At 64.6% G+C, this 13,333-nt stretch carries 10 protein-coding genes; 3 read left to right on the forward strand and 7 right to left on the reverse strand.

Annotated features, from left to right (window positions below; genetic code table 11):
• Positions 1-324: 324 nt before the first annotated feature.
• The 4 genes from wzy to cysD all read right to left on the reverse strand — a co-directional run bounded on the left by wzy (position 325) and on the right by cysD (position 5,494).
• Positions 325-1,629, reverse strand: a complete 1,305-nt coding sequence (gene wzy, locus ACYVID_RS17755) for an O-antigen polysaccharide polymerase Wzy (protein WP_460739355.1) — start codon at positions 1,627-1,629, stop codon at positions 325-327.
• Between the two features lie 119 nt (positions 1,630-1,748).
• Positions 1,749-3,215, reverse strand: coding sequence for a polysaccharide biosynthesis protein (locus ACYVID_RS17760; protein WP_460739357.1), 1,467 nt, complete (start codon positions 3,213-3,215; stop codon positions 1,749-1,751).
• A gap of 78 nt (positions 3,216-3,293) precedes the next feature.
• Entirely contained in the window at positions 3,294-4,580 is a 1,287-nt protein-coding gene (gene cysN, locus ACYVID_RS17765) for a sulfate adenylyltransferase subunit CysN (RefSeq protein WP_460739359.1), read from the reverse strand.
• Positions 4,580-5,494 (reverse strand): sulfate adenylyltransferase subunit CysD, encoded by a 915-nt coding sequence (gene cysD, locus ACYVID_RS17770; RefSeq protein WP_460739361.1) that lies wholly within the window; start codon positions 5,492-5,494, stop codon positions 4,580-4,582. The genes cysN and cysD overlap by 1 nt, the downstream gene beginning before the upstream one ends.
• A 196-nt stretch (positions 5,495-5,690) precedes the next feature.
• Here cysD and ACYVID_RS17775 point away from each other — a divergent pair, with 196 nt between their 5' ends.
• The 3 genes from ACYVID_RS17775 to ACYVID_RS17785 all read left to right on the forward strand — a co-directional run bounded on the left by ACYVID_RS17775 (position 5,691) and on the right by ACYVID_RS17785 (position 8,888).
• Positions 5,691-6,857: a nucleotide sugar dehydrogenase gene (locus tag ACYVID_RS17775; protein ID WP_460739363.1), complete on the forward strand. Its 1,167-nt coding sequence runs from the start codon at positions 5,691-5,693 to the stop codon at positions 6,855-6,857.
• A gap of 84 nt (positions 6,858-6,941) precedes the next feature.
• The gene (locus ACYVID_RS17780; RefSeq protein ID WP_460739365.1) at positions 6,942-7,673 is read left to right on the forward strand and encodes an FkbM family methyltransferase; all 732 of its coding nucleotides are present in this window, start codon (positions 6,942-6,944) and stop codon (positions 7,671-7,673) included.
• 9 nt (positions 7,674-7,682) lie between these two features.
• Positions 7,683-8,888 (forward strand): glycosyltransferase, encoded by a 1,206-nt coding sequence (locus tag ACYVID_RS17785; RefSeq protein WP_460739367.1) that lies wholly within the window; start codon positions 7,683-7,685, stop codon positions 8,886-8,888.
• Here the strand turns inward: ACYVID_RS17785 and ACYVID_RS17790 are convergent.
• Genes ACYVID_RS17790 through cysC form a run of 3 tightly spaced genes read right to left on the reverse strand, consistent with a single transcriptional unit; the run spans position 8,860 to position 13,146 of the window.
• Positions 8,860-10,077, reverse strand: a complete 1,218-nt coding sequence (locus ACYVID_RS17790) for a glycosyltransferase (protein ID WP_460739369.1) — start codon at positions 10,075-10,077, stop codon at positions 8,860-8,862. The two genes, ACYVID_RS17785 and ACYVID_RS17790, sit on opposite strands and share 29 nt — an antisense overlap.
• A 43-nt stretch (positions 10,078-10,120) precedes the next feature.
• Positions 10,121-11,149, reverse strand: a complete 1,029-nt coding sequence (locus ACYVID_RS17795; RefSeq protein WP_460739371.1) for a sulfite exporter TauE/SafE family protein — start codon at positions 11,147-11,149, stop codon at positions 10,121-10,123.
• Positions 11,149-13,146 carry an adenylyl-sulfate kinase gene (gene cysC / locus ACYVID_RS17800; RefSeq protein WP_460739373.1) on the reverse strand — a complete coding sequence of 666 codons (1,998 nt, stop codon included), beginning with the start codon at positions 13,144-13,146 and terminating at the stop codon, positions 11,149-11,151. Before cysC ends, ACYVID_RS17795 begins: the two co-directional genes overlap by 1 nt.
• Positions 13,147-13,333: the final 187 nt, after the last annotated feature.

A 13,333-nucleotide genomic window follows, 5' to 3' on the forward strand; every position in this document is an offset into this window, starting at 1 on the left:
TGCACGTCGAGGTCTTTCGGGTGGCTGGCGTAGGAACCGCCATCTTCGAAAGACCTCGACCTCTATCCCGGCACCGACGCGCCGACCCCGGCCGCGTCGTCCGCTACACCCTCAACTGTGAAGAGCCACTAAAGTTCGACCGGATGCCCAAATCAACACGGTCAACTCCCGTCACTAACCAGTCATCACGATCGCCAGCGCGAAAAGTTACCAGCCTCAGGGGCAGATCCGTGGCCATCAACGCCTTGGTCAACAGTCCTAGTTGACGTTGCGCCCCACCATCACTCATTTCCGGAAGTACAAACATGACACGAGGCTGCATGCTTAGTTCACTCTTCTCTTGGCTTGCCCGCGCTCCGAAGAGAGTGAGACCAGTCCCGCAACGCGAACAATTGCGACTAGAAGCGCCAGCCAGAACAGGGGTCGAACTGGAAAGTCAAGCGAGTATCTAGGAAGTTCGGCGACAAGGGCCACCATTGGACTGTACATCAACAGGCGGTAGGGGTCCATGGGATTCTCCGACCACCACGCGGTCCACCGGCCAACTACCCAGCCCAATAGCAACATGCAGATGATGAGTCCCAGTAGACCCAGATCCAGATAGATGTCCGCAATAACATTGCTGCCTACGCTCCATCCGGCAGACGGGGGGAGGAGGTAACTCGTCAGCGCATCTGCCGAGGTAAGGGGGCCGTCAGTGGTAGCAAACAAGTAGCCGCGAATGAATGGGAATATTCCCAACACCCCTACAAGTTTATATGTACCTAGCTGAGGGTTTCCAGTTTCTTCAGATAGTGCGAGTGCGGCCCGCACCGATACCGCGGAGATGTTGAAGCTCGACTCGCGATCTGTGAAAGCTTGAGCTCCCGAGCCAACGATCTGCGACAGTGTCCCTCCATCGATACTGCGACTATTCTCCACAATCTGGTAGATGATGAATCCAATCAGCATAAGGAGCGCCAGTAAGGACCGCCCTATGTAGAGGGTCGTAAGGGAGAGCGTGACAAGTGCGGAGAGCGCCACGAGGAGAAACGTGTTCCTGTCGCCGTAATTGAGGCTCAAGAGTGCCCACGCCGAGGACGCCAAGATTCCGACGACTCCGAGAATTCCCAATGGCACTTCTCGTCGGCGCGCTGCCAATACGACGGCAATCGTTGCCATCGCCAGGGTTGTGATGACTGTGGCAAGGCCTTCGGCTATCACCCCTCCGCTCGCAGTTCCTGTGTATCGACCTTGTCCCTCGGCGCGGAACCCGGCCGTGAGGTAGACGGCTTCAAGGCCAGAAGTCAATAAGATTAGAAAATTGCGGATTTGTCGGAAGTCGAGACCCGCAGGTGACAGTTTCCGATGGGCTAAGTTTCGATTCATTGTGCCTCGCTGCCAGCCTAAGTCAAACAGCCCGATTCCTAGGATGCACAGGCCGACAGCGCCGTTGGCTCGCGCCCCGTGGGCATTTACGAAATATTCGCTGCGCAGCAATTGCTGTTCGCCAGTCACCACGAATGGGACATAGGGGGCAAAAAATAGAGCGAACGAGAACATGTGAAACAGCGGTCGGGCGTGAAGAAGACTCGGGATTGCACCTGGGGTTGAGAGCGGAACACGAACCGCTTGCACCACGAGCGCCATCGCGAAAGTAGATGCGATCGCGATCAGTATCCGGGAAGGAGGGCCGTTTGAAGTCAGAAGAGGTGCGGCACAGAACACGGAAGCCACGCTCAGTGGGCTGTAAGATCCTCTCTGATTGCTCACCTCACTTCACCTCGTGCCGATTTTGCCTTCCCGCGCGGATTAAGAGCGAAAACTGTCGTGGCGAGAATCAAGAGCGATACGCCGACTTGGATTTCCCATGTGACTTGGACCAATAGGAGTGCAGTCGAGCTGACGACTGCTATTACCGCGACCCCAAGGCGCCTCTCTTGCCTGGGCAAACTATATTGCGAGTACCTCAGTTGGATCATCATGAACCAAATCAAAACTTTTCCTGCCGCCAGCACTGCTAGGGTGCCTAGCATCCCCATGCCGGACCAGGCCACCCACACACCGACAACGCCCAGACCGATTGCCGCGGGCCCCGCAACCAGAAACTTCTTTCTCCCGTTCGTAGTGGTATCGATGAGCTGACTCTCGCAGCGAATCAGGGTGGCGGCCAATAGGCCGATGGCAAGTACGCCCGTTTCCCATCCTCCCAAGAAGAATTGGTCCCCAACCCAGAGCGATATGAAGGTCTCGTTGATGCCCGCAACAACCAGCATCAAGCCACCGCTTACTATGTACACCCGACGCCTAGTGCGGTCGGCAAGGATTCTTGCTTCAGTGGCGGCGCGGGGCCATAAGGAAGCGATACTGGGCGTAAAGGCGCTAGCAGTGACGAGTGATATCGAGACCACAAACGAGAAAGCAAAACTGGAAACAACCAGTGAGCTCACGGCAGACGGTCCGAAGATAACTGCGAAGACCAGCAGTTCGACAGATAGGAGCAGCTTGTCAGTCAGACTCCAACCCAGAATCCAGCCACCGAAGGAGAAGCTCCGCTTGAGAACGCTGCGTGGAGGGCGGGAAAGTCCCCAGCCTTGAATTCGTTGGCGTGCAAGCAGAATAGTCGCGAGGGCAGTGAGTACGGCTGCTCCCAGGACAGACGCGCTTTGGCCCGTAAGGTTGAGTCCCAGGGCCGCTAGGGCGCACATAGCGGCGGTTTGTACGAGAGCGGCGGCGGTGATAACGAAGGTCGAGACGTACCCGAGATTAACCCCGACAAAGAAGCTATCGGGAAGCAGAAGCAAGCCAGCCAGTATCGAATAGAAGGCGAGGATAACGGTGGCTAGTCGCAGATCTCCACTCGGTAGGTCGGCGAAGCTGGCAAGCCGTGGAACGAGAGCGATCAGGGCTGCAGCGACGAGGGCCGTCAGCGGCAGCCAGCACGCCCATACGATAAGTCCGGCGCCGAAGGCTTGACGCTTTCCAAGCTCATTCTGCTGTCCGTGATGGGATGCGATGATCCACTTCGTGGCCTGAGTGGCGCGACCGTCGGCAACGCTGGCGAAGTCGAAGAAGCGTTGGAGTGACTTCCAAGCGCCAAAAATGTTTGACCCCAAATAGCCCAGAAGAATCGGGTTCGCTATAAGACCTAGCGCCGCAACTACCCCGAAGTTTGCGTAGTAGGCAAGCAAGTTCTTTTGGGAATTGCTGAAGGTGGACCAGCGTCCTTTGATCACGTGGGCTCCGACTGCGGGCGCTCAGGCATCTCTGTTAGTCGCCTTCTGCGCGCGGGACAGCCCATTTCAACACGCCTGCTAAAGGATCATCCCGGCGCCCACAGTCACGCCCGATGCTTCATCAATCAGAATGAAGGAGCCAGTTGAGCGATTCTTGGTGTACGGGTCACAAAGCAACGGCACAGTGGTGCGTAGCTGGACGCGACCGATCTCGTTGACGCCGAGTTCCTTGGTCTCCTGGTCGCGGTGAAGCGTGTTGACGTCGAGGCGGTACTGAATGTCCTTAACCAGGGCGCGCGCCGTTCGGGTGGTGTGCTTGATGGCCAGCTTCTGTCTAGGCCTGAGCGGGGTGGTAGTCATCCAGCACACCATTGCGTCGATGTCCTGACTGGGTAGCGGGGCATTCTTGACCCGCGCGATCATGTCACCACGAGAGACGTCCACGTCGTCGGTAAGGCTGACCGTCACTGACATGGGCGGGAACGCCTCGGCAATCTCCTTGTCGAAGAGATCGATCTTGGAGATCGTCGAGGTCATGCCCGACGGCAGGACCACGACCTCGTCACCCGGCTTCAGGACGCCACCGGCCACCTGCCCGGCGTACCCGCGGTAATCGTGGAACTCGTCCGACTTCGGGCGCACGACGTACTGCACGGGGAAGCGAGCGTCGATGAGGTCGCGGTCGGAGGCGACGTGGACGTGCTCGAGGTGGTGCATGAGCGTAGGACCGGAGTACCACGGCATGTTCTCGGAGCGGTTGACCACGTTGTCGCCCTGCAGCGCCGAGATCGGGATGACCTCGAGGTCGGGGATCGCAAGCTTCGTGGCGAACTGGGTGAACTCGTCGTGGATCTTCTCGTAAGTCTTCTGGTCGAAGTCGACGAGGTCCATCTTGTTGATCGCCAGCACCAGGTGCGGCACCCGCAGCAGCGACAGGATCACCGCGTGCCGGCGAGACTGCTCGGTGAGGCCCTGGCGAGCGTCAACGAGAACGAGCCCGAGGTCGGCGGTGGAGGCGCCGGTGACCATGTTGCGGGTGTACTGCACGTGGCCAGGGGTGTCAGCAATGATGAACTTGCGGTTCGGCGTCGCGAAGTAGCGGTAGGCCACGTCGATGGTGATGCCCTGCTCACGCTCTGAGCGCAGGCCGTCGGTCAGCAGCGCGAGGTCGGTGTAGTCGTAGCCCTTGCCCTTCGAGGTCGCCTCGACGGCCTCGAGCTGGTCCTCGAAGATCGATTTGGAGTCAAGCAGCAAGCGCCCGATAAGGGTTGACTTGCCGTCGTCCACGGAGCCGGCCGTGGCGAAGCGGAGCAGGTCCATGTTCTGCGTGACGTTCTCGACGACGTCGGCGGGATTGGCGGCCATCAGAAGTAGCCCTCCTTCTTGCGGTCTTCCATGGCGGCCTCGGAGAACTTGTCGTCCCCGCGGGTGGCGCCACGCTCGGTGACGCGGGCGATGGCGATCTCCTCGATGATCTCCTCAACCGTGCTGGCCGTGGACTCCACACAGCCGGTGAGGGTGATGTCGCCGCAGGTGCGGAAGCGGACGGTGCGCTCCTCCGCAACCTCGCCGTCCCTGCACGGGTTCAGCGGGGTCTCGGTCATCAGCATCCCGCCGCGCTCGAAGACCCGGCGCTGGTGGGCGAAGTAGATGTTGGGGATCTCGATGCCCTCGCGAGCGATGTACGACCACACGTCGAGCTCGGTCCAGTTCGAGATCGGGAAGATCCGCATGTGCTCGCCCTCGTGGATCCGGCCGTTGTAGAGACTCCACAGCTCGGGGCGCTGGTTCTTCGGGTCCCACTGGCCGAACTCGTCGCGGTGGGAGTAGACGCGCTCCTTGGCGCGGGCCTTCTCCTCGTCACGGCGACCGCCACCGAAGGCGGCAGTGAACCCGTTCTCCTCGATGGCGTTCAGCAGGGTGCCGATCTGCATTCGGTTGCGCGAGGTCTTGCCGTCCTCGACCACCACGCCCTTGGCGATGGCGTCGTCGATGCTGGCGACCACGAGCTGGACGCCGAGGCGGTTGACCCAGTTGTCACGGGTCTCCATCACCTCGGGGAAGTCCAGGCCGGTGTCGACCTGCAGGATCGGGAAGGGGATCTTCGCCGGGTAGAAGGCCTTCTCCGCCAAGCGGAGCATGACGATCGAGTCCTTGCCGCCGCTGAACATCAGCACCGGCTTCTCGAACTCGGCCGCGACCTCGCGGAAGATGTGGATCGACTCCGCCTCCAGCTGGTCGAGCTGACTCAGCCGGTAGTCGACGTGGGTGTCGGGCATGCGAATAGGACCTCTCCTGTGGGAAGCAGGCCTCATCGTAGTCACGGGTGACGCTGTGTCACGTCCGCGCACCGCTAGGTGAGTGAGCAGTGGCACTCAGCCAGTCTCGCGGAGCCTGATGTCAGCGAGGTTGCCGCTTGGTGACAGCTCATGGCTGATAGCGCGCTCAGCCGCGACTCCGCTCTAGAGTGCACGGGTGAAGATCGCAGTCGCCGGCCTCGGGTATGTGGGCTTGTCCAACGCCGTGATCCTGGCTCAGCGCCACCAGGTGTGGGCAGTGGACGTGGACCCCGCGCGTGCGGAGCTTGTCAACCAACGGGCCTGCCCCTTGGTCGATGCGGAGTTAGAGGACTACCTCGCGACCAGGACCCTCGACCTGACCGCGACGACGGATGCTGCTGCGGCGTACTCCGGAGCGAAGTTCGTCGTCATCGCCACTCCCACCGACTACGACCCAGAGACCAACCACTTCGACACCTCCTCGGTGGAGTCGGTGATCACTGAAGTGCGCGAGCTCAACCCGACCGCCGTCATCGTCATCAAGTCCACGATCCCGGTCGGCTTTACCGCCCGGATGCGCGGGCAACATCTCGGAGCGCACATCATTTTTAGCCCGGAGTTCCTGCGTGAGGGTCGTGCACTGCACGACAACCTCCACCCCTCGCGGATCGTCGTGGGCGACCGCGGCGAAGACGGCAAGCGGTTCGCCGATCTCATGGTTGAAGGAGCGTTGGACAGCAACATCCCGGTTCTGCTCACCGACTCCGCCGAGGCCGAGGCCATCAAGCTCTTCTCCAACACCTACCTGGCGCTGCGGGTGGCTTACTTCAACGAGCTCGACACCTACGCTGCCCGCCACGGCCTCTCCACGGCCCAGATCATTGAAGGCGTGGGGCTCGACCCCCGGATCGGGTCGCACTACAACAATCCCAGCTTCGGGTACGGCGGGTACTGCCTGCCCAAGGACACCCGCCAGTTGCAGGCCAACTACCAGGACGTCCCGCAGAACCTCATCAGCGCGATCGTCGCCGCCAACACCACGCGCAAGGACTTCATCGCCGACGACATCCTCCGACGCCGCCCAAGCACGGTCGGCATCTATCGGCTGGTGATGAAGGAGGGCTCGGATAACTTCCGGATGTCCTCGATTCAGGGAGTGATGAAGCGGATCAAGGCCAAGGGCGTCGAGGTCGTGATCTACGAGCCGACGGTGGAGGACGACCTCTTCTTCGGCTCAGAGGTCGTCCGTGACCTGGAGGAGTTCAAGAAGCGCAGCGACCTCATCGTGGCCAACCGACGGGCCGAGGAGCTCGATGATGTCGAGGACCGGACGTACACCCGTGACATCTACGGCCGCGATTGACCCGCTCGATTGGCCGAGCCCTCCTTCGCTGCCTCACAGTGGCACTAGGGTCGCCTTGGAACCACTCGCCTCAGGAGGCCCACGTTGGAGACCCGTGTCAAGACCCGAGAGGCTCTCAAGCTCGCCGCCCGCAAAGCGCTCCTGCGAGCCAACCTGGACATCGGACGGGACCCGGCGTCAGCACGCCTGTCCCGGACCCTGTCGGCGAGAGGGATCACAACTGTCCTCGACGTCGGGGCCAACATGGGCCAGTTCGCCCGCATCGTTCGGGCGGCCGGCTTCCCCGGGACGATCCACAGCTTCGAACCTCTCCCCGACGCGTATGCCGCCCTTGCGTCGGTCAGCAGAACCGACCCATCGTGGCAATGCCACAACCTGGCGGTGGGCCAAGAGGCGGGGCCGCTCGAGCTCAATGTGGCGGGCAACTCCTTCAGCTCGTCTGTGCTTCCCATGGCGCAAGCCCACCTGGACGCCGCTCCTGACAGTGCCTACGTCGACCGGATCGTTGTGCAGACGACTACTGTCGCTGACCTGTTGGGCGAGCTTGCCATTGACCCTGCCTCCACGCTCCTCAAGATCGATACGCAGGGGTACGAGATGCCCGTCCTCGAAGGTGCAGGCACGCAGCTTGCCTTCTTCGCTGCCGTTCAGGTGGAGATGTCCTTCGTAGCCTTGTACGAGGGGCAGGTGCTCTTCGACCCGCTCAAGACCCACCTGGAAAAGCGCGGGTTCGAGTTGTTCTCCCTAGAGCCGGGCATCGCGGCTCCGGACGGTCGGCTCCTGCAAGCCGATGGCTTGTTCGTCAGGGCCACCTGAGTCTTTTCGATGACCAGCCCCCGCGTCCTGCTGTATGCGGACCTACGAACCAACCACGCGCTCGCCTGGCTGGAGGGCCTTCGCTCCGCAGACATCGACGTCCTGCCAGTCAGCTCCCAGATCGTCGATTCCGACGTCCCCTTCGCCCGCGATCCGGTCGCGGCGGCTCGCGCGGCTCTGGTGAGGCGAAAGCTGAATCGGAAGGTGCGCTCGACCTTCGTCCCCGCCGGCGAAGTCCCGTCTGGAGACCCCAGCATGACCACTGACGGCCGGGATCTCGTGCAGATACTTGAGACCAGCATTACTCCCCTGCGTCTGCCCGCCCAGATGCAGCTCCTCAGGAGGCAGATCGACCGTTACGAGCCCGATGTCGTCCATGCGTTGCGAGTCCCCTACGAAGGGCTTATCGCCCTTCAAGCGAGCAGCCAGACCCCCGTCGCGCTCTCATGCTGGGGACAGGACTTCTCACGACAGGCGGGTCGAGACCCTCTGTTGGCACGCTGGGTCAAGAGGAGTCTTCCCAGGGCAGCCGGTCTGCACGTCGATGCGAAGGTCGATCTGCAACGAGCCAGGGAGTATGGCTGGTCAGCAGATCGACCGACTCTCCATGCCGCGGGCAACTTCGGAGTGCGCAGCGACCGTGTGTTCGAGATCGAGCGATCTGGACCTCTGAAGATCGTCTATCCGCGAGGGCGGCGACAGTACATACGACACGAGCTCTTCCTTGGCATGATCACAGCATTCGCGAGCGACCCCCGGTTCGAATTCCACGGCGTCGGGCTAGCTGGCGACCCGGCCACGGAAGCGCTGGCGCAGCGCGTGGGGTCGGATCGGTTGAAGGTCTACCCGGAACTCGACTCCCCTTCGTACTTGGCCATCCTGCGCCAAGCCGACTTGGTCGTCTCCCCGTCGTTGAGTGATGGGACACCGAACTCGCTGCTTGAGGCACTTGTCTCAGGAGCCTCCATTCTTGCGACGGACATCCCATCGGTTCGCGAACTGCTGCGCCATGACCCGCGCTCCCGACTCATCAGCGCTGACGATTCAGCCGCCTGGTCGTCAAGCCTGCGCGACATGGCACCAGCACTCGAGCGACGCCGACGAGAGCCCGTGCGCCTCAGCCGCCTCCCGGAGGAGCACAATGCCGAGGCCAACAAGGCTCGGGTGAGAACGTTCTACGAGGAAGTCATCTCCTGGTCTCGAGCAGGCCGTTGACCCAGCGGTTGTAGCTGAGGAGCGCAGCACGCTCATCCAGTGTCCGCTTGGCGTACTCCAGCCCCCTGGCGCCACAGTCATCTCGCGCGGCCTCCGCCATCTGGTGCAGTCCCTGCAAGAGAGCCTCTGCGTCGCCCGAGCGGACCACGAAGCCTGCTCTGCTCTGCCGTACCTCATGGGCAGCCGCACTCTCCGGGGAAGTCACCGCGAGGACAGGGCGGGACGCAGCGAAGTAGGACGTGAGCTTCGACGGGACACACATCTCCTTCAGCCCGGGCTTCTCGTGGAGCAGGAGCGCGTCAGCGGCAGCGAGCGTCTCCATGAAGGACTCGCCCGGCAGCGCGTCCATGAACTGCAGCGACTCGATGTCCGAGGCCGCGCTCTCGAGGGCATCTCGGTTGCCGCCGTTGCCGATCAGCACGATCCGCACGGGGAGGGAGCGATAGTCGATCATCCGGCCCACGGGGATCAGGTGCTCCAGGCCCTGCTTGGCGCCCATGTTGCCCGCGTGCACGATCGTGAGGACGTCGTCGTCCCAGCCCAGCTCCTTGCGGCGTACCTCCCGGTCGCCGGACGGCGGCGAGACGTGCGTCCAGTTGGGGATGACCTCGATCCGCTCCCGTGGGACGTCGTAGTCACGCACCATCACGTCCGCCATGGCCTGGTGGATGGAGACGACACCATCGCAACGGCGGAGCAGCGCCTGCTCGAACCGGTGCGCCGGGCGATCGATGCGGCCACCCAGCAGCTCGAGCTCGGACAGCGCCTTGCTGTACAGGTCCTGGACCACCACGCCCACCGGCACCCGCCACCGACGTCCGAGCGCCAGCGCCGACGCGACCGGGGCCAGCGCCGGGCTGACGGCGACGATGACATCGGGTCGCCGGACGCCCGGGGCAAGGGCCCTACCGGCGTACGTCGTCTCACTGAGGATGCGGGTCACGCCGGTGGGGTCGTGCGGGACGTAGTGCTTCACGCGATGGACGCGGACGCCGTCGATCACCTCTCGCCGGCGCCAGCCCCCGTAGCCCTCGGCCACGCTCCACTCCGGGTAGTGCGGGTGGACGGTCAGGACCTCGACGTCGAAGTCCTCGGACAGGCCGACCGCCATGCCGGCGGTGTAGGGGGCAATGCCGGTGCGCTCGGGGGTGTAGTTGAGCCCGATCACCAGCACTCTGGGCTTGCTCACGCCGACCTCCCGGCCATCAGTGTCCGCGGCAGATAATGCCCGGTCACTCCTTCGTCTGCGAGTCCTGCAGGTCACTCTTCTTGACCCGTTTCGGACCGGCGTAGTTCCAGGTGTCGAGCTCGCTGACGGTCGGCGCCCCCATGAAGGGCAGGCCCTGCTCCTTTCGGAGGAAGCCCCAGACGATCGGCAGCAGGAGCAGGACGGCAAGACCGACCAGGCCGATCAACACGGGGTAGGTCTCATCGCGGCCCAGCGGGGCCCAGCCGGCCTTGTCGAGCAGCGCAACACCGGACATGGTCAGCACGACCACGATGCCTCGGCGGATGTAGGACTGCGGGACCCGGGGGGCGATCCGGGCGCCGATGAGGGTCCCGGGCACCGAACCGGCGATGAGCGGAAGCGTGATCTCCCAGTCCAGGCCGTGGATGGCGATGTTGGCGATCGCGGCCGCCAGCACCAGCGGGACGGCCTGCACGAGGTCGGTGCCGACCAGCTTCACCGCCGAGAGGCCGGGGTAGAGCATCAGCAGCGCGATCATGATGACCGAGCCGGAACCGACGCTGGTGATGCCGACCAGCAAGCCGCCGAGCATGCCGACCAGCAGGGTCGGGATCGGGCGGACCGGCGGGTCAGGGTCACCCGGGTCGCCGCCGGAGCGGACGCGGCGCAGGTTGATGTAGAGCCGTGCCGCGTAGGTCGCGGCGGCGAAGAGCAGCGCGAAGCCGATGCTCAGCTTGAGCACCCGGTCGAGCTCGTCGGCGTCGGTGGTGAACGCCTTGACGGCGTACGGGCCGGCGAAAGCCATCGGGACCGAGCCGATGATCAGCCACATCGCGAGCTTGAGGTTGGGTGAGCCCTCCTTGGCGTGGACCACCGCGCCGCCGGTCTTGTAGACGGCGGCGGCCGTGAGGTCGGCGGCCACGATGGTGGCTGCCGATCCGCCGCCGACGCCGAGGAAGATCAGCGCCGGGGTCATGAGCGCGCCGCCGCCCATGCCGGTGAGGCCGACGACCACGCCGACGACGAAGCCGGCGACGACGATCGAGAGCGCGGTGAGGGTGAGGAGGTCCATCAGGCGGGGTCCTTGCCGGTGAGGGCGGCCAGGGCCGCGCGGAGGAGCTGCTCGATGTGCGCGGCGGCGGCCTCGGATGCCTCCGCACCACGGCGGTAGGGGTCGGCCACGTCGAGGTCGGGCGAGGCGGCGCTGCGCTGGGCGCCCACGGCCTCGAGCAGCTCGCGCCCGTGGAGGTCGTCGTGGCCGCTCACCGACTCCACGAACTGGCCCAGGGTGAAGACCTTGCGGAAGAGCGCCGGGTGGTCATCGAGGATGAACTGGCGGTGGTCGGCCTCCGCGGTGAGCACCACGTCGGCCCAGTCCAGCTCGTCCTTGGCCAGCGGGCGGGAGCGGAACTCCTCGTGTCCGGTGATGCCGCGGGGCTCAAGGGTGACAACCATGTCGGGGTTCATCGGGTGGTCGGTCCAGCCGTGGGTGCCGGCCGAGCGGAACTCGATCTGCGCGTCCGGGCCGGCCAGGTGGCGGGCCGTGACCTCCATGAAAGGGCTGCGGCAGATGTTGGCGGTGCAGACGAAGAGGACGTGGAGGGGGGCGTCCGACGCCGGGGTTTCGAGACGGCGCTGGCGCGCCTCCTCAACCGCCGGCGAGGCTTCTCGACCACCGGAGACCTCACTCAGGGTCACCGACTCGAGGGTGCGCCCGAGCTGGGTTGCCGTTTCGAGACGGCGCTGGCGCGCCTCCTCAACCGCCGGCTCGGCCCCACCGGCGTCCGTTCCCTCCCCCGCCGGGTCACCCGTGAGGTCGAGGTATCCGGACTGCTTCAGGGCCTGGATGACGTCCTCGAGGGCGTCGGGGATGGTGCGGCCGGTGGTGTCGACGACGACGTCGGCGTCGGTGGGCACCTCGTAGGGGCTGGAGATCCCGGTGAACTCGGGGATCTCGCCGCGGCGGGCCTTGGCGTAGAGCCCCTTGCGGTCGCGGCGCTCGCACTCCTCCAGCGGGGTGGCGACGTGGACGAGGAAGAAGGCGCCTCCGGCCTGGTCGACCATCGCGCGGACCTGCTGGCGGGTCTCGTCGAACGGGGCGATCGGGCTGACCACAGCCAACCCACCGTGGCGGGAGATCTCGGCGGCCACCCAGCCGATGCGGCGGATGTTGGTCTCGCGGTCGGCCTTGGAGAAGGTGAGCCCGGCCGAGAGGTTCCGGCGCACGACGTCGCCGTCGAGGCTGGTGATGGTGCGGCTGCCCTGCTCGAGGATCTTGTCCATCAGGGCTCGGGCCAGGGTGGACTTGCCGCTGCCGGACAGTCCGGTGAAGAAGAGCACCAGGCCCCGCTCGTCCGGCGCCGGGCGGTCGGCGGCCACCACGTCAGCGGCCTCCGGGGCGTAATCGCCGTCGGGGTCGTCGGCCAGCGCGACGACCGGGTCGTCACCGGCGTACGTGGCCAGGACCTGGACGCCGAGGGCGTGGTCGGCCTCAGGCGCGTCATGGGCAGCGAGCGGGACCGCGACGACAGCCGCGTCAGGGAGGGTCGCGGCCACGAGGCGGGTCGCGCGGATGAGCGCGACCGGCGAGAGGTCGGGAGTGCCGGAGCCGACCAGCGGGACCAGGACGACCGGGCCCAGGGCCCGGACCTGCTCCGCCTGCGCGGTCGTCAGGGCGTCGGTGACCGGGACCCAGGTGCGCCCGGCGTACTGCTCGCGGGCCTGGGCGGGGGTGAGGTAGAGGTCGCGGAAGGGTCCGTACTGGGCGTGGGTCAAGGGCTCGACCTCGCCGCCCGGGACGGTCACTCGGGCCAGGGGGAGGCCTTCGGGGTCGACGAGCTCCACCGCGCCGGCCTGCTCGGCCTTGGTCCACACCTCCGTCGGGAGCGTCAGGCTGATGAGAGGTTCGCGGTCAGGTAACGCGGTCTCGACGACGCTCGCTGGCGCTCGCTGCTCGACCATCACGTTGAAGCGGGTGATGGGGGCGAGGGCGCCGGTCGAGAGGAGCTCGAGGTCGTCGAGCTCGCGGGGGGTGGGGCAGTGCTGGGGCACAGCGGGGGTGTCGCTCACCGACGTATCTTGACAGAAGTAGTCGTGTTTCCCGCGGCGCCGGGCGCGGCGTTAGGTTCGCGGTCAGTGTCAGGGTGAGGCTCGCCGCGATCAGCGGCTGGTTGGATCCTGAGCACCCGGTGTCTGGCTCATAGGTTCATTGTCGCCTTCGGGTTGATGAGCATGCGTTTTGCCGGCATCGGGTGTG

Source organism: Nocardioides ginkgobilobae (genome assembly GCF_054781275.1).

Bases quoted from the DNA above. Each gene is read 5' to 3' on its own strand.
- wzy (WP_460739355.1), bottom strand. From the start codon at position 1,629: ATGGCGCTCGTGGTGCAAGCGGTTCGTGTTCCGCTCTCAACCCCAGGT.
- cysN (WP_460739359.1), bottom strand. From the start codon at position 4,580: ATGGCCGCCAATCCCGCCGACGTCGTCGAGAACGTCACGCAGAACATG.
- cysD (WP_460739361.1), bottom strand. From the start codon at position 5,494: ATGCCCGACACCCACGTCGACTACCGGCTGAGTCAGCTCGACCAGCTG.
- ACYVID_RS17785 (WP_460739367.1), top strand. From the start codon at position 7,683: ATGACCAGCCCCCGCGTCCTGCTGTATGCGGACCTACGAACCAACCAC.
- ACYVID_RS17795 (WP_460739371.1), bottom strand. From the start codon at position 11,149: ATGGACCTCCTCACCCTCACCGCGCTCTCGATCGTCGTCGCCGGCTTC.